This window comes from Streptomyces sp. NPDC001157, from assembly GCF_053598255.1.
Window position 1 is genome coordinate 422231 of sequence record NZ_JBSFJW010000001.1, and the last position, 17293, is coordinate 439523.

Annotated in this window: 13 protein-coding genes; 9 read left to right on the forward strand and 4 right to left on the reverse strand. The window is 70.3% G+C overall.

Annotation, left to right across the window (positions count from 1 at the left end):
- Positions 1-51: 51 nt before the first annotated feature.
- On the reverse strand, positions 52-1389 hold the full coding sequence (locus ACWDAG_RS01920) for a 6-phospho-beta-glucosidase (protein WP_450693613.1): 1338 nt from the start codon (positions 1387-1389) through the stop codon (positions 52-54).
- A complete protein-coding gene (locus ACWDAG_RS01925; protein ID WP_450693936.1) occupies positions 1386-2150 on the reverse strand; it encodes a DeoR/GlpR family DNA-binding transcription regulator in 765 nt (254 codons plus the stop codon). Before ACWDAG_RS01925 ends, ACWDAG_RS01920 begins: the two co-directional genes overlap by 4 nt.
- 129 nt (positions 2151-2279) lie before the next feature.
- Here ACWDAG_RS01925 and ACWDAG_RS01930 point away from each other — a divergent pair, with 129 nt between their 5' ends.
- From ACWDAG_RS01930 to ACWDAG_RS01970, 9 genes are all read left to right on the forward strand, one after another.
- On the forward strand, positions 2280-3314 hold the full coding sequence (locus ACWDAG_RS01930) for a carbohydrate kinase family protein (RefSeq protein ID WP_450693614.1): 1035 nt from the start codon (positions 2280-2282) through the stop codon (positions 3312-3314).
- Between the two features lie 66 nt (positions 3315-3380).
- Complete coding sequence (locus tag ACWDAG_RS01935; protein WP_450693615.1) at positions 3381-4658, forward strand: ABC transporter substrate-binding protein; 1278 nt, start codon at positions 3381-3383, stop codon at positions 4656-4658.
- 34 nt (positions 4659-4692) lie between these two features.
- Positions 4693-5667 carry a carbohydrate ABC transporter permease gene (locus ACWDAG_RS01940; RefSeq protein WP_450693937.1) on the forward strand — a complete coding sequence of 325 codons (975 nt, stop codon included), beginning with the start codon at positions 4693-4695 and terminating at the stop codon, positions 5665-5667.
- Positions 5664-6533, forward strand: a complete 870-nt coding sequence (locus ACWDAG_RS01945) for a carbohydrate ABC transporter permease (RefSeq protein ID WP_450693616.1) — start codon at positions 5664-5666, stop codon at positions 6531-6533. Before ACWDAG_RS01940 ends, ACWDAG_RS01945 begins: the two co-directional genes overlap by 4 nt.
- Positions 6534-6746: 213 nt before the next feature.
- The gene (locus ACWDAG_RS01950; RefSeq protein WP_450693938.1) at positions 6747-7763 is read left to right on the forward strand and encodes an alkaline phosphatase family protein; all 1017 of its coding nucleotides are present in this window, start codon (positions 6747-6749) and stop codon (positions 7761-7763) included.
- Positions 7760-10699 carry a glycoside hydrolase family 2 TIM barrel-domain containing protein gene (locus ACWDAG_RS01955; protein ID WP_450693617.1) on the forward strand — a complete coding sequence of 980 codons (2940 nt, stop codon included), beginning with the start codon at positions 7760-7762 and terminating at the stop codon, positions 10697-10699. The genes ACWDAG_RS01950 and ACWDAG_RS01955 overlap by 4 nt, the downstream gene beginning before the upstream one ends.
- Positions 10700-10786: 87 nt before the next feature.
- Entirely contained in the window at positions 10787-12643 is a 1857-nt protein-coding gene (locus ACWDAG_RS01960) for a LamG-like jellyroll fold domain-containing protein (RefSeq protein ID WP_450693618.1), read from the forward strand.
- A 41-nt stretch (positions 12644-12684) separates the two neighbouring features.
- Complete coding sequence (locus tag ACWDAG_RS01965) at positions 12685-14367, forward strand: PHP domain-containing protein (protein ID WP_450693619.1); 1683 nt, start codon at positions 12685-12687, stop codon at positions 14365-14367.
- 98 nt (positions 14368-14465) lie between these two features.
- Complete coding sequence (locus ACWDAG_RS01970; RefSeq protein WP_450693620.1) at positions 14466-15296, forward strand: PaaX family transcriptional regulator; 831 nt, start codon at positions 14466-14468, stop codon at positions 15294-15296.
- Here ACWDAG_RS01970 and ACWDAG_RS01975 read toward each other — a convergent pair.
- On the reverse strand, positions 15287-15742 hold the full coding sequence (locus ACWDAG_RS01975; RefSeq protein WP_450693621.1) for a MaoC family dehydratase: 456 nt from the start codon (positions 15740-15742) through the stop codon (positions 15287-15289). The two genes, ACWDAG_RS01970 and ACWDAG_RS01975, sit on opposite strands and share 10 nt — an antisense overlap.
- Before the next feature lie 40 nt (positions 15743-15782).
- On the reverse strand, positions 15783-17285 hold the full coding sequence (locus ACWDAG_RS01980; protein WP_450693622.1) for an acyl-CoA synthetase: 1503 nt from the start codon (positions 17283-17285) through the stop codon (positions 15783-15785).
- Positions 17286-17293: the final 8 nt, after the last annotated feature.

Consider the following 17293-nt stretch of genomic DNA (forward strand, 5'->3'; position numbering starts at 1 on the left):
AGAGAGGGCGGCGAGGGCGCAAGATAGGGGAAAGCGCTTTCCGCCGGGAGCTTACTTCAGGTAGGAGAGGCCGGGGTGGACGGCCGTGTAGCCCTCGACCAGCCGTCGGGCCACGTTCACGGAGTCGACCAGCGGGTGCAGCGCGAAGGCCTTCACGGCCGTCGTACGGGAGCCTGACTCGGCGGCGGCGAGGACCTCGCGCTCGACGGCCTTCACGGCGCAGACCAGGCCGGTGGCGTGCTCGGGCAGCGGGGCGACGGTGACCGGGTGCGCGCCGTTGGCGTCGACCAGGCACGGGACCTCGATGACGGCCTCGGCGTCGAGCACCGACAGGGTGCTGCGGTTGCGGACGTTGAGAATCAGGGTGGTGCGTTCGTCGCGGGCGATGGCCCGCATCAGCGCGAGGGCGACCTTCTCGTAGCCGCCGGAGAGGTCGTCGGCGTCGCGTTCGCCGGCGCCGGCGGTCTCGCGGTTCTCCGCCATGTACGTCGCCTCGCGCTCGGCGCGGGTGCGGTCCCAGGCGGCGAGGGCGTGGGCACCGGGGTCGCGCATCTCCTCGTAGAAGTGCGCCTGCTGGTCGCGCAGGAAGGCGCCGCGGGTCTTCTCGGCCTGCTGGTAGGCGCGGACGGCCTCGCGGTTGAAGTAGTAGTAGTGCAGGTACTCGTTCGGGATCGCGCCGAGGGACTGGAGCCAGTCGACGCCGAAGAGCTTGCCCTCCTCGAAGGAGCCGAGCAGGTCGGGGTCGGCGAGCAGCCGCGGCAGCTCGTCGCGGCCCGCGATGTGCAGGCCGCGGACCCAGCCGAGGTGGTTGAGGCCGACGTAGTCGATCCAGGCCTCCTTGGGGTTCCCGCCGAGGACCCGGGCGATACGGCGGCCGAGGCCGACCGGGGAGTCGCAGATGCCGATGACGCGGTCGCCGAGGTGGCGGGACATCGCCTCGGTGACCAGGCCGGCCGGGTTGGTGAAGTTGATGACCCAGGCGTCGGGCGCGAGGCGGGCCACCCGCCGGGCGATGTCCACGGCCACGGGCACGGTCCGCAGGCCGTAGGCGATGCCGCCCGCGCCGACCGTCTCCTGGCCGAGGACGCCCTCCGCGAGGGCGACCCGCTCGTCGTTCGCCCTGCCCTCCAGGCCGCCGACGCGGATCGCGGAGAAGACGAAGTCGGCGCCGCGCAGGGCCTCGTCCAGATCGGTCGTGGCGGTCACCTCGGGGGCGTCCGCGACCTGCTCGGCCTGCTCCGCGAGGACGCGGGTCACCGCGGACAGCCGGCCCGCGTCCAGGTCGTGCAGGACGACCTCGGTGACCCTGCCCTCGCCGCGGTCGCCCAGCAGGGCCCCGTACACGAGCGGCACGCGGAACCCGCCGCCGCCCAGAATCGTCAGCTTCACCCTTGCACCTTTCCTGCCACGACCACCTGGACGCCCGCCTCCTCCAGGGAGGAGCGGGTCGCCGGGTCGACCGGGGCGTTCGTCACCACCACGTCCAGGTCCTGGGGACCGCAGACCTTCGCCATGCCCGTACCCGGGAACTTCGCCTGGTCGGCGAGGAGGACGACCTTGTCGCTCGCCTTGATCATGGCGCGCTTGACCGGCACCTCGACGACCGTCGTGTCCATCACCTGCCCGCCCGGGCGCACTCCACTGGTGCCGAGGAAGAGCCAGTCGGCGTGCAGCTGGCGCAGGTTGTCCTCGGTGAGGAAACCGACCAGGGAGCGGTACTCGCGGCGGACCATGCCGCCGAGCAGCACCAGCTCGATGCCCTCGTCGTCGGCGAGCTCCTCGTAGACCACCAGGTTGCTGGTGATCACGGTGAGGCGGCGGCCGTGCAGCTGGCGGGCGAGCCGGAAGGCGGTGGTGCCGATGTCGAGCAGCACCGACTGGCCGTCCTTGACCATCGCGGCGGCGCGCTCGGCTATCGCGTCCTTCTCGGACACGCGCACCTCGGCGACCTCGGCGAAGGGCTGGTCGCCCTCCTCCACGACGGCGCCGCCGTGCACACGGGTGAGCAGACCGTCCTCCTCCAGCTTGACCAGGTCGCGCCTGATCGTGGCGGGGCTCACACCCAGCTGCTCTGAGAGGTCGGTCACGGACGCGGGACCACCGGAGCGCAGGGCCCGCAGGATGAGTTGGTGTCGTCGTTCTGCCAGCACGGCGTGAACACTACTCGTCATCTTCAATCAAATCCATGCTCAGTTCTGCTCGGGTATTGACCAATCTCATGGATCAGCGCACGATTCCGGTCATCGAAAATGACGAGTTTTGACGAGAGGCTGTTTCGCGTGGACGACGACAGGCCCGACGTGCTCCTGACCGGGCTGCTCTTCTACGACCTCGTCCTCACCGGGCTCGGGAAGCCGCCGACGCCGGGCGAGGAGATCTGGACGGGCGGGATGGGCTGCGGCCCCGGCGGCATCGCGAACCTCGCGGTGGCCGCGTCCCGGTTCGGTCTTCGCACCTCGCTGGCCACGGTCTTCGGCGACGACTTCTACGGCGAGTACTGCCGTGACGTCCTGTGCGACCAGGAGGACATCGACCTCTCGCTCTCCCGCACCGCGGACGGCTGGCCCACCCCCGTCACCGTCTCGCTCGCCACCGGCCACGACCGGGCCCTCGTCACCCACGGCCAGGAGCCCCCGTACTCGCAGGACGCGCTGATGGGCGACCCGCCCGAGGCGCGCACCGCACTCGTGCACCTGGAGGCCGAGCCCCGCGAGTGGCTCGCCAAGGCCGCCGCGAACGGTACGCAGATCTACGCCGACGTCGGCTGGGACCCCACGCAGGAGTGGTCCACCGACCTCCTCGACCAGCTGAAACTGTGCCACGCCTTCCTCCCCAACGAGACCGAGGCGATGGCCTACACCCGCAACGACAGCGCGGTCGCCGCCCTCGGCACGCTCTCCGAGCTGGTGCCGGTGGCCGTGGTCACCCGCGGCGGGGACGGCGCGGTGGCCGTCGACCAGACGACGGGCGAGTACGCCGAGGTCCCGGCCCTCGACGTCGACGTCCTGGATGCCACCGGCGCCGGCGACGTCTTCGGCGCGAGCTTCGTCGCGGCCTCGCTCGGCGGCTGGCCCCTGGAGGAACGGCTGCGGTTCGCCGTCCTCGCGGCCGGGCTGTCCGTCGGCCACCACGGCGGGGCACTCGCGGCCCCCGGCTGGTACGGCGTCGACCGCTGGTGGCGGTCGCTGAAGGATCCCGAACTGCGGCGCGCATACGGCTTCCTGGCCGACCGGATCCCGGCCGACCCCGGGCCGCCCGTGCGGCACGCCCCCGTCACCCCGCCCGCCCATACGCCCGTCGGCCCCCACGCCTGAGAACGGCGGCACTGCCCCCCCCTCGAACCCCCTCTCCACGTCGAACAGGAACAACAGGAGTGACCCGTGGACCTTTCTCGTAGAGGCTTCCTCCAGGCCGCCGCGCTCACCGCGGCCGCCTCCGGCCTGACCGTCGCATGCGGCGGCAGCTCGGGCTCGGGCGGCACCAAGAACGGCAAGGACCTCACCTTGTGGTACTGGGGCGGCGCGCTCAGCGACAAGGTGGTCGCGGAGGCGAAGACCCACTTCGGCAGCTCGGTCAAGCTGACCTCCGCCTCCATAGGCGGCGACTTCAAGCAGAAGCTCACCACCACCATCGCGGCGGGCACCTCGGTGCCGGACATCACCGGCATCAAGGGCGAGGACATCGCGTCCTTCCTGCCCAACGCCGACCGCTTCCTCGACCTGAACGACCTCGGCTTCAAGAAGCTCTCGTCCCAGTACCTGGACTGGAAGACCAAGCTCGCCCAGACCAAGGACGGCAAGCAGATCGGCTTCCCGATCGACATCGGGCCCACCGCGCTCTTCTACCGCGAGGACTTCTTCGCCAAGGCCGGGGTTCCCACCGACCCCGACAAGGTCGCCGCCCTGGTCAAGACCTGGGAGGACTACTTCACGCTCGGCACCGAGTTGCAGAAGAAGAACCCCGGCACCTACCTGGTCAACAACATCGGCTCCATGTTCGACATGACCGTCGGCCAGGGCACCGAGCGGTTCATCGACAAGAACAACCACTTCATCGGCGACCAGGACCACATCCGCGCCGCATGGACCACGTCGGTGCGCCCCTACACTCTCGGCCTCGACGCCAAGATCAACGACAACACCTGGAACGCCGCCGTCGGCAAGACCCTCCTCACCGAGCTCGGCGCGGCCTGGCACGCGCTGGACATCGAGCAGGCCGCTCCGCAGACCAAGGGCAAGTGGCGGGTGTGCGCGATGCCCGTCGGACCGGCCAACCAGGGCGGCTCCTACCTGGCCCTGCCCAGGCAGTGCCGCAACCCCGAAGAGGCATTCAAGATCATCAGCTGGATCCTGAGCCCCGCCAACGACGCCCGCGGCTTCACCGACGCCGCCATCTTCCCGGCCGCCCCGGCCGCCTACACCATGCCTGCCATGACGGGCCCCGACGCCTTCTTCGGCGGACAGAAGATCATCGATGTCTTCGGGCCGGCCGCCAAGGCCGTGCCGATCGCCTACGAGGCCCCGGCCGACGCCGCTGTCATGGCCCCCTACAAGACGGAACTGACCAACATCGAGGCCAAGGGCAAGAAGCCCGACGACGCCTGGAAGGACGCGGTCAGCCAGGCCAAGCAGATCGCCCGTCGGCAGGGGGTGAGCTGAGGTGACGTCCCCACCGGTCACCGGCTCCGCCGAGGTGCCGCAGCGCCTCGGCGGGCCGGGCCCGGCCCGGTTCCGCCCGCGGCGCACACCGCCCGCGGGCTCCGCCCGCCCCAGGCGGCGCGGCCCGCTGGCGTACTGGCGGCAGTACCTGGCGATCTCGCCGTTCTACCTGATCTTCGCCGCGTTCTCCTTCTTCCCCGTCTTCTACTCGCTGTACCTGGCCTTCCAGCGCTGGGACGGCATGGGCACCATGCAGTTCGTGGGCCTGCAGCAGTTCCGGTTCCTGTGGGACGACCCGGTCTTCTGGCTGTCGATCCGCAACACCCTGGTGATCTGGGTGCTGTCCACCGTGCCGACCCTCTTCGGCGCGCTGATGCTGGCGACGCTGCTGCACTCGGTGCGCCGCTTCAAGGGCTTCTACCGCATCGCGCTGTACGTCCCGAACGTCACCTCGATCGTCGCCGTGGCGATCTTCTTCGGCGCGGTGTTCAGCAACAACTTCGGTCTGGTCAACGCGATCCTGGGCATGGTCGGCATCTCGCCGGTTCCGTGGCTGAGCAACCCGTGGCTGATCAAGCTGGTCATCGCGCTGCTGATGACCTGGCAGTGGACCGGCTACAACATGATCATCTATCTGGCCGGCCTGCAGGCGATACCGAACTCGATCTACGAGGCGGCGAAGATGGACGGCGCGGGCCCCATCCGCACGTTCTTCCAGATCACGATCCCGATCATGCGGCCGATCATCCTGTTCACCGTCATCATCTCGACCATCAACGGTCTACAGAGCTTCAGCGAGCCCCAGGTCCTGTTCGGCAGCAACGCCGCCAACGCGAACCTCGGCGGCCCCGGCCAGGCGGGTCTGACCACGCTGCTGTACTTCTACCAGTCGGCGTTCCTCAACAACGACTACGGCTACGGCGCGGCCATCGTGTGGGCCTTCTTCGTACTGATCGTCATCCTCGTCGCCGTCAACTGGCGCATCACCACACGGGGGAGGAAGGCATGACGGCCGTCGACACCACGAGGCCGGCCACGGGCGGCAGGCGACGGCGCCGCCCCAGGGGCCTCACGGCGCACATCATCCTCATCGTGGCCGTCCTGGTCTCGGTCTTCCCCTTCGCGTGGACGATCGTCATGGCGACCAACACCACCCAGGACATCTACAAGAGCCCGCCGAAGTTCACCTTCGGCTCCCATCTGCTGGAGAACATCCGGCATGTGCTGAACACCATCGACTTCTTCGGGTCGATGCTCAACACGGTGATGGTCGCGACCGTCACCACCGTCCTGGTGCTGTTCGTCGACTCCCTGGCGGCCTTCACCTTCGCCAAGTTCGACTTCCCCGGGCGCAAGCTGCTGTTCGGCACGCTGCTGCTGTTCATGATGCTGCCGCTGCAACTGGCGATCCTGCCGCAGTTCATCCTCATGTCGAAGATCGGCTGGGTCGGCATGCTCAAGGCGCTGGCCCTGCCCTCCCTGGCCAACGCCTTCGGCATCTTCTGGCTGCACCAGTACATCCAGAACGGCGTGCCCGACGAACTCCTCGACGCCGCGCGCATCGACGGCGCCGGGTTCTTCCGCCAGTACTGGAACATCGCCCTGCCGATGATCAGGCCCGCGCTGTCGTTCCTCGCGATCTACGCCTTCGTCAACTGCTGGAACGACTACATCTGGCCGCTGGTCGTGCTCACCAACCCCGGCCATGTGACCCTCCAGGTGGAGCTCGCCCAGCTCAACGTCGGCCACACCACCGACTACAGCATGGTCATGGCCGGTGTACTGATGGCGGCACTGCCGCTGGTCATCGTGTTCAGTATCTTCGCCCGCGGGTTCATCGCGGGGGCGACGGAGGGGGCGGTGCAGGGAAGCTGACGCTTGGGAAGGCCGCGCCCCGTAGGGGCGCGGGGCTGTATCGATATGCGGCTCCGCCGCGTGGGCGCGACAAGCCACAACGGACCCGCGGCCACGAACCGACAGTCCGTCCCGAGCTCTTGGTACAGGGGCTGATTCAGCAAGCACGTGCAACGAGAGAGGTGGACAGTGAGGGACGCCGGGGGTCGACACGGCAAAGTGCTCGTGGTGGGCATGGACGGCCTGCGCTACGACCGGCTCACCCGCGAGCCGTCCAACGCACCGGTGCTGCACGCCCTGATGGCCGCAGGCGCGGTCGGCACCAGCCTGCTGCCCTACGGCGAGGCCGACGGCCAGGCCGGGAACGGGCCGTCGACCAGCATGGCTTACACCGACTCCGGGCCCGGTTGGTCGAGCATCCTGACCGGGGTGTGGCCCGACCGCCACGGCGTGAGGGGCAACGACTTCGTCGGCGCCGACTACGCCCGCTACCCCGACTTCCTGACCCGCGCCGCAGCAGCCCGCCCAGGTCTGCGCACCGCGGCCGCGGTGTCCTGGCCGCAGCTGGTCCGCCGCGGCACCCTCGGCCCCGCCATCGGCCGACGCCGACGCTACAACGGCGAGTTCCGCGGCTACCGGACGGCGGACCGCCGCGTCGCCCGCACCGCCCTGCGCTGGCTCACGAAGCACGACCCGGACGTCGTGTTCGTGTACTTCGGCGCCACCGACGAGGCCGGCCACGACACCGGCCCCCTCTCCCCCGCCTACGACCGTGCCCTCCTCGCCCAGGACGCCCACCTGGGGCGGCTGCTGGAGGCGATCGACACCCGGCGCAACGACCCGCGCCGCCCCGCCGAGCGCTGGACCGTGCTGGTCACCACGGACCACGGCCACCGCGACACCGGCGGCCACGGCGGTGACACGCAGGCGGAACGGGAAGTCTTCGTCATCCTCGCCGAGCCGGGCGGGCCGGACGGGACACGGCCCGCCGACGGCCGACCCGACGACACCCAGCCCTTCGGCACCGAACCCGCCCACCGCCGACCCGACAGCACGCGGCCCGACGACACCCAGCCCGCCGACAGCCCACCCCACAGCCCCCGGCTCCGCGGCGCCCGGCTCGACTCACCCCGCCTCATCGACATCGCCCCCACCGTCCTGGACCGGCTCGGCATCCCCGTCGACCCCGCCTGGGGCCTGCAGGGCCGCGTCCTCCCCCGGCCCATCGCACCGACTTCGGACAGGTCATGACCGACGCACTCCCCGCCGATCCCCTGATCGCCCTCCGCCCCTGGCAGGCACCCGAGGTGACCTCCTGGGGCCGCCTCCCCATGAACGGCGTCGACCGGCGCTCCGGAGCCCTCTCCCTGGACGGCGACTGGCGTTTCCAGTTGCTGCCTGCTCCGGACGCGCGGGTCGGCGCTGACTGGTCCTCGACGTACGTCCCCGGCGTGTGGACCATGCAGTCCGCCGGTGCCGACGACCTGCCGCAGTACACCAACGTCCGCATGCCGTTCCCCCAGTTCCCGCCCGGCTCCCCCGAGGCCGATCCGACGGGCGTCCACGAGCGCGAGGTCGACGTCCCCGCCGACTGGGCCGGACGCCGGATCGTGCTCCAGGTCGGGGCCGCCGAGAGCGTGCTCCTCGTGCACGTGGACGGGCGGCCCGTCGGCATCTCCAAGGACTCCCACCTGGCCGCCGAGTTCGACCTCACGGACGTGGTGCGTCCCGGCGAGCGGTCGGTCGTACGGCTCACCGTCGTGAAGTGGTCGGACGCCTCGCACATCGAGGACCAGGACCAGTGGTGGCACGGCGGCGTCACGCGCTCGGTGCTGCTGTACACGACCGATCCGCTGCATCTGGCCGACGTGACCGTGCGGGCGTCGCACGCCGGCGAGCTGCGCGTCGACTGCCGGGTGCGGGACGCGCGCGGTGCGCTGCCCGACGGGTGGTACGTCAGCGGCGAGCTGGAGGGTCGACTCATCGGCCAGGACCGGGAGTTCGACCGCGGCAACGCCGAGGACGACCGCGTCTCCGGCTTCCTGGGCGAGGCCCGCCTCCACGCCACCGTCCCCGAGGTGCGCACCTGGAACGCCGAGACACCCGAGCTGTACGACCTCACCGTGCGCCTGCACCGCGCCGACGGAACGGTCGCCGACACCTCGCGGCACCGCATCGGCTTCCGCGACGTCGAGATCGTCGGACGGGACCTGCTCGTCAACGGCGAGCGGGTGTTCATCCGGGGTGTCAACCGCCACGACTTCCATCCGCTGACCGGCCGCACGGTGTCGTACGACGACATGCGCGCGGACCTCGTCCTGCTGAAACGGTTCGGTTTCAACGCGATCCGCACCTCCCACTACCCGAACGACCCGGCCCTCTACGACCTCGCCGACGAGCTCGGCTTCTACGTCGTCGACGAGGCGGACATCGAGTCCCACGACCACGCGCACGAGATCGCCGACGACCCGCGCTACCTGGGCGCCTTCGTGGACCGCGTCTCACGGATGGTGCTGCGCGACAAGAACCACCCGTCGATCATCATCTGGTCGCTGGGCAACGAGTCCGACTACGGTGCCAACCACGACGCGGCGGCGGGCTGGGTACGGCGGCACGATCCGACGCGGCCGATCCAGTACGAGGGCGCCGCGAAGCTCGACTGGGCGGCGGCCGACGACGCCTCCGACATCGCCTGCCCGATGTACGCGCCGCTGGAGGACTGCGTCGCCCACGCCCTGTCGGGCCGGCAGACCCGGCCCCTCATCCAGTGCGAGTACTCGCATGCGATGGGCAACAGCAACGGCACGCTGGCGGACCATTGGGCGGCCATCGAGTCAACGCCAGGTCTTCAGGGCGGGTTCATCTGGGAGTTCTGGGACCACGGAATTCTGCAACGCGTGAGCGACGGAAGACCGGTGGGGCGCGCGGGCGCCGGACTGTATGACAACGGTGTCACCGCGCCCGGTCACCGCTGGGCGTACGGCGGCGACTTCGGCGAGACGATCCATGACGGCGCGTTCATCGCCGACGGAGTCGTCTTCCCGGACCGCACCCCGAAGCCGGTCCTGTACGAGCACCGGGAGATCGCGGCGCCGGTGCGCATCGAGTGCTTCAAGCACGAGGGCATCGTGCTCGGCAACCACCAGCACTTCCGGGGCCTGGACTGGCTGTCCGGCCGGTGGGAACTGTCCCTCGCCGACGGCCGCACGCTGACCGCGCCCGCCGAGCTGCCCGCCCTGCGGCCCGGCGAGACGGCCGCCGTGCCGCTGCCCTTCGACATCCCGCGCGACGGCGGGGAGGCCTGGCTGACGCTCCGGGTGACGACCGCCAAGGACCAGCCGTGGGCGCCGCGCGGCACGGACATCTGCGCGCCGCAGGTCCGGCTGCGCGGGCCGTCCGTGTCCTGGGACGTCCCCGTGGACGGCACCGTCGAGGTCGACGAAGAGGGCCTACTGGTCCATCCGCTGCTGACGGCCGCCCCCACGCTCTCCCTGTGGCGGGCGCCCACCGACAACGACGAGCTCGGCGGTATCGCCCTGCGCTGGCGGACCTGGGGGCTCGACTCGCTCGTCCGCAAGGTGGTGTCGGTACGGCAGGACGGCGGCCGGGTGACCGTGGACGCCGAGTACGCCGGCACGGTCGGTGTCGTGCGGCACCGGCAGGTGTTCACGCCGGTCGAGGGCGGCATCCGGATCGACGAGGAGGCCGAACTGCCCGACGAGTTCCACGATGTGGCGCGGGTCGGCTCGGTCTTCGAGACGGCGGAGGGCCTGGACCTGCTGGAGTGGTTCGGGCAGGGCCCGTGGGAGTCGTACCCCGACCGGAGCGTCGGCGCACCCGTCGGCCACCACTCCGTGCCTGTGGACGCCTTGTTCACCCCCTATCTGCGCCCGCAGGAGAGCGGCGGCCGGCACGGTGTGCGGCGCTTCACGCTGTCCGCGCAGGACGCGACCGGCCTCGCGGTCGTGCTGGACGAACCGCGCCAGGTCTCCGTCACCCGCCATCGCGCCGAGGACCTGACCGCCGCGTCGCACCACGACGAGCTGGTACCGCGCTCCGGGTGCGTGGTGCACCTCGACGCGGCGCACCGGGGGCTGGGCACGGCGTCGTGCGGTCCTGACACCTTCGCCTCGTACCTGATTCCCCCGGGTGTCCACCGCTGGAGCTGGACCCTGCGCGTTCTGTAAGACCTCCCCGAACCTCTCCGAACCTCCCTGACCTCCCGCCTCTCTGTCGTATGTCACCTGCGACATGTCACATCCCACGGAGCACACGTGTGCACTTCGCATGACCACAACCAGGGCGAGGCCGCCCAGGCCGGCGCCGCAAGACGCAGTTTCCTGCGCGCCACCGCGCTGCTCGGAGCCGCCGCCGGCGCCGGGGTCGCGCTGCCGGCCGCCGCCGAGGCGGCTCCGGTGAGCGCGGGCAGCCGGCGGCCCGACGCCCACAGCCGTCGCTTCACGCTCGCCGTGATGCCCGACACCCAGTACCTCTTCGACGGACCCAGCATCGACAAGGCGCCGGTGGAGGCCTCCCTGCGCTATCTGCTGGAGCACGGCAAGGACGAGAACATCGTCTTCCTGTCCCACCTCGGCGACCTCACCCAGAACGGCGCCAAGGACGAGTTCGCCGCGATCGGTGAGGCGTTCAAGCTGCTGGACAGGCGCGGCGTCGGCTACAGCGTCCTGGCCGGCAACCACGACGTGAAGTCCTCGACGGACGACCAGCGCGGCTCGACCCCGTACCTGGACACGTTCGGGCCGCAGCGCTTCAAGGGCAAGAGGACGTTCGGCGGCGCGTCCGACGACGGCTACAACACCTACCACCTGTTCAGGGCGGCCGGGCGCGAGTGGCTGGTGCTCGCACTGGACTGGCGGCTGTCGGCGAAGGGCTACGCCTGGGCGAAGGATGTGCTCGCCAAGCACCCGAAGGCGCCGGTCATCCTCACCACGCACGAACTCGTGGTCGAGGACGACCAGTTGTCGACGTACGGGCAGCAGCTGTGGGACCAGCTGGTCGAGGAGCACGACCAGATCTTCCTCACCCTGAACGGCCACTACTGGCCGGCGGGCCGCGCGACCCGCAAGAACGCGGCGGGCAACGAGGTGCACCTGCACCTCACCAACTACCAGAACCGCTATTTCGGCGGCGCGGCGATGATCCGCCTCTACCGCTTCGACCTGGACCGGAACGTCATCGACGTGGAGACCGTCTCCCCGTGGATCCTCGGCCGGGCGCGCAAGGGCCTCAATGAGCTGGAGCGGCAGGAGATCGAGCTGAGCGGTGACGCGGACCGCTTCTCGGTGGAGATCGATTTCGAGAAACGTTTCGCCGGATTCGCCCCCGTCCATGCCCGTCCGGCCCGCCCCGCCTCCAAGGTCGTCGTCCCCGGCACGGTCGCCTACTGGCGATTCGACAACCACGAAAACAAGGGCGACGGTACGGCCGTCAGCGGCACCGTCCGCGACCTGTCCGGACGCGGCAACGACCTCACCCTCGTCACGGTGGGCGGCGGCGCCCTGAACTGGTCCTCCGACCACCACCCCGACCAGCCCGGCCACGGCAGCCTGGAGTTCCAGGGCTACAAGTCGCCGCTGAAGGGCGCGTATCTGAAGACGGTCGACGGCGCCCCGCTCAACTCGGCGACGTTCAAGGACGGTTACACCATCGAGGCGTTCTACCGTCTGCCCGCCGACTGGGACCCGGACCACCACGCCTGGTCCGGCATCGTCGGCCGCACCGGCACGGGTGGCGCGGCGGGCAAGACCGCCGACGACCCCGACGAGCCGCTGGCCACCCTCTCGCTGTCCAACGACCGCGAGCCGCAGTGGGCCATGCGACCCCTCAACCAGCAGGGCATCGCCACCAACTGGGGCCAGGAGACCCCGCTGGAGACCTGGTGGCACCTCGCGGTCGTCAACGACGGCAAGCACACGACGCTGTACGTCGAGGGCTGCCCGGTCGTCCGCAACCCGAAGGCCCCCGCGGTCGGCATCACCTCCGTCGGACTGCCGTGGCTGCTCGGCGGCTACGAGTACGCGGGCAAGATCGACCAGATCCTGCACGGCCGCCTCGGCGACGTCCGGATCGTCTCGCGGGCGCTGCCCGTCACCTCCTTCATGAACCACTGATCTGCACACTGACTCCACACTGACCTGCACAGGAACTCACGATGACCGAGCAGCAGCTGCCTGCCTGGGCCGACCCGTCCGTCTCCCCGTCCCACCTCGACGCCCAGGGTGTCTCGCGACGCGGGCTCCTGCGCCGCGCAGGCCTGTTCGGCGCAGCGTTCACCCTCGGGTCGATGGCCACCCCCGCCTTCGCCGCCTCCTCGCAGCCCCGCTTCGGCGGCCACGACCCGCGCCTCGCCTACCTCGTCGGCGACCACCACGTCCACTCCGTCTACAGCCACGACGCCAAGTACACGTTCTCGCAGCAGGCGCAGGCGGCCGCCAAGTACGGCCTGGACTGGATGGTGTTCAACGAGCACTCCAACTTCGGGCACGCCCACTACGGCGCGGCGCTGGAGCATCAGGAGATCCTCAAGGCGCGGGCCGAGAACCCGCGTCAGCTGATCTTCCAGGGCCTGGAGTGGTACATCCCGGCCGCCGAGCACTGCACGATCTTCGCCGCGCCCGGCCCCCACGAGACCGACCTGCTCACGCAGTTCGAGCTGGCCTACGACGGCAAGCTCCTCGGCTACACCGACGGTTCCGCGACCGGCACCGACACCGCCCGCAACGAGGCGCACGCCGTCAAGGCCATCAAGTGGCTGGCCGAGCAGCGCGATTCGGGTTACGTCGACGACGTCCTCGTCCTCGCCAACCACCCCCTGCGTCTCGGCATCGACTCCCCGCACGAGATGCGCAACTGGCGGGACGCGGCCCCCGAGATCATGATCGGCATGGAGGGCGCACCGGGCGCCCAGGGCGCGGCCATCCCCGGCTGGCGCGGCGCCACCTCGATCCGCGGCGAGTACGAGAACAAGCCGTCGGCGCAGTCCTGGGCGGGCTACCCGGCGGACGCGTATCTGACGTACGGCGGCTTCGACTGGGCGACGGCGACGGTGGGCGGCCTGTGGGACGCGATGCTCGCGGAGGGCCGCCTCTTCACGATCACCACCAACTCCGACAACCACCGCACGGTCTTCGACACCTGGAAGAACGGCGACTGGCCGGCCGGCCAGAACTTCGACAACACCGGCAAGCTGCCCGACCCGGTCAACACAGACATCGCGCAGCCGGGCAGTGACTTCTGGCCGGGCGAGTTCAGCCGCACCCACGTCGGGGTGACCCGCTACGGCTACCGCGCCGTGATGGCGGGCCTGCGCGCGGGCCGTGTCTGGCTCGACCACGGCCACCTGCTCGACGGCCTCGACGTCCGTGTGAAGCGGGACTGTGACGCGGGCCGGGGCGTCACGCTCGGCGGGCGGCTGCGCGTCCGCAAGGGCGAGAAGATCACCCTGTACGTCACCGTCACGACCGCCTCCCGGGCCAACCCGCAGGGCATCCTGCCCCAGTTGGCGCACGTGGACGTGATCCGGGGCGCGGTGCGTGGCCCGGTGACCGACCGGGACAGCTGGCAGGCCCCGGACACCAGGGTCGTACAGACGAAGGACGTGTCCGGCCGCCAGGGGACGTACACCCTGCGCATCCCGCTGACCGTCGGGGACGAGTCCTTCTACGTCCGGCTGCGCGGCAGCGACGGGAACCGCCACGGCGTGGGGTACCTGGGCGCCTCGATCGACCCTCACGGGCCGATTCCGCACGAGCCCGGTAACGGTGACCCGTGGGCGGACACGTGGTTCTATTCGAACCCCATGTTCGTCGATGTGGCGGGGGCCTGGCCTCATTAGTCCGTCGATCGTCTGCGGCAGGGTCGTGGCTGGTCGCGCCGTTCCCCGCGCCCCTTTGGGGCGCGGCGAACTGATCCGTGACGTCGTACCGTGGCCGCATGACCGGTGAAGAGTCGCTGCGGCCGCAGTCCCTCCTGCTCACGTTCCTGGGTGACCAGGTGCTCGGGCGGGAGGTCTGCGTGTACTCGGGCAGTGTGATCGACGTCTTCGAGCGCGCCGGGGTGGGCGAGCAGGCGACCCGCTCGACGCTGACCCGGATGGTCAAGCGAGGGCTGCTGCGCCGCCAGCGCGAGGGCCGCAAGATGTACTTCGGGCTGACCGAGCACTCGGCGGCGGTGCTGCGGGACGGCGAGCACCGTATCTGGCAGACCGGTGCGGTCAACCGGCACTGGGACGGCACCTGGACGCTCCTCGGCTTCTCGCTGCCCGAGTCCTGGCAGCGTCAGCGCCACGATCTGCGCTCCAAGCTCACCTGGAGCGGTTTCGGCCCGCTGTTCAGCGGTCTGTGGATCGCGCCGGGCGAGGTGGATGTGGCGGAGCTGGTGTCCGAGCTGGGGCTCGCCGCCCATGTGAAGGTCTTCCGTGCGCACGCCGACGCCGGCATGGACATCGGGGCGATGATCGAGGAGACCTGGGAGCTGTCCGAACTGGCCCCACGCTACGAGGAGTTCGTGCGCCGCTGGGAGGCCTGGGAGAACCGGCTGCCGGACGCCGACGACGCCCTCGCCCTGCGGCTGCGGCTGCAGGCCGAGTGGCTGCAGGTGATCCGCCGCGACCCGCGCCTCCCGGTCAAGCACCTGCCGGACGACTGGCCCGCGGAACGGGCCGAGAAGATGTTCCGGGCGGTGTACGACCGGCTCACACCGCTCGCACAGGAGGCCTCGGAACGCCTTCTCGACCTGATGCCGGTACGCCCTGATCAGGCGTAGAACCGCGACAGGCTCTGCAGTACGGCGGCCGGCTTGGCGCCGCCCTCGATCTCGATCGTGCCGTCCACGGTGATCTGCACGCCGCCCGGTACCTCCTCGACCTCCGCCAGCTTTCCGACCAGACGGATGCGGGAGCCGACCTTCACCGGGGAGGGGAAACGGACCTTGTTCAGACCGTAGTTGACCTTCGTGGTGACGCCCTGGACGTCCAGGAGCTCGGTGAACAGGGGGATGAAGAGGGAGAGGGTGAGGTAGCCGTGGGCGATCGGGGCGCCGAAGGGGCCCTCGGCGGCGCGCTCGGGGTCCACGTGGATCCACTGGTGGTCGCCGGTGGCGTCGGCGAAGGTGTTGATGCGCTCCTGGGTGACCTCGATCCATTCGCTGGTGCCCAGATCGCTGCCCGCGAGCTTCTTCAGTTCGTCGATGCCGTTGACGGTGACGCTCATGTAGCTGTCCTTACTCGGGAAGTTCAGGAGTTCAGGATTCTCAGGAGTGGGTGCCGTAGCGCTTGCGCACTCGGGACTTGAGGAGCTTTCCGGAGGCGGTGCGCGGGAGTTCGTCCGCGAGGACCACCGACTTCGGGATCTTGTACTTGGCGAGCTGTCCGGCGAGGGAGGCGAGGATCTCGTCGGCGTCGATCGTGGCGCCCTCGCGCGGCACGACGACCGCGCGCGGCACCTCGCCCCACTTCTCGTCCGGCACACCGATGACGGCGCACTCGACGATGTCGGGGTGGGCGAGGAGCCGGTCCTCGATCTCGGCGGGGTAGATGTTCTCGCCCCCGGAGATGATCATGTCCTTGATGCGGTCGACGATGTAGACGTAGCCGTCCTCGTCGACGCGCGCCGCGTCCCCGGTGCGGAACCAGCCGTCCGCGAAGGCCGCCGCCGTCTCCTCCGGCAGCCCCCAGTAGCCGGACATGACGGCGGAGCTGCGGACCACGACCTCGCCGTTCTCCCCCGGCTCGACCGGGGTGAGGTCGGGCCGCACCACCCGGACGTCGGCGAAGAAGTGCGGCACCCCCGCCGAGCCCGCCTTGCTGACCGAGTGCTCCCCGTCGAGGAAGCACACGCCGAGCGCCTCGGTCATGCCATAGCCCTGCAGGAACGTCAGCCCACGGGCCTGGTACACCTCGATCAGCGGGGCGGACACCGGGGCGCCGCCGCAGCTGAGCATCCGCAGCGACGACAGGTCGGCGTCCGGCCAGCGCGGCTGGCGGGCGATCTGCTCGAACATCGCCGGCACCCCGAACATGTAGGTGATCCGGTGGTGTTCGACCAGGTCGAGGGTGTCCGCCGGGTCGAAGGCCTCGACGAGGACGCAGGTGCCGCCCTTGAGCAGCACCGGCAGGGTGAGCACGGTCAGGCCGGCGATGTGGAACAGCGGCGCCGAGACCAGTGCCCGCTCATCGGCGTGCAGGTCCTTGTCGATGAGGAAGTTGACCGCGTTCCAGGTGACGTTGGCGTGCGAGAGCATCGCGCCTTTGGGGCGGCCGGTGGTGCCAGAGGTGTAGAGGATCAGACAGGTGTCGTCGGCGGCGACGGGCTCGTCGATCGGTTCGTCAGGGGATGCGGCGAGCAACTCCTCGTATTCCGGGCCCACTTCGAGGAACGCGCGCACATCCGTGCTGCCCGGCAGTCCGGCGACGAGCCCGGCGTGCGAGGGGCCGTAGACGAGGACCTTCGCGCCGGAGTCGGCGAGCTGGTAGGCGATCTCGGGGCCGGCCAGCCGGGTGTTCTGCGGTACGAAGATCGCGCCGAGCATTCCGGCCGCGAACAGCGTCTCCAGGAAGGAGGGGTGGTTGGGCCCGAGGTAGGCGATCCGGTCGCCGCGCCGCACGCCCCGGGCGCGCAGGGCGTGGGCGAGGCGGGTGGTGCGGGTGTGCAGCTCGCCGTAGGTGAGCGTGGTGCCGCCGTGGACCAGTGCGGTGCGGTGCGGGGTCTTGCGGGCCCGGCGTGCGGGCCATGACCCGAGTCCCTCGTTGCGCATCTGGGGCC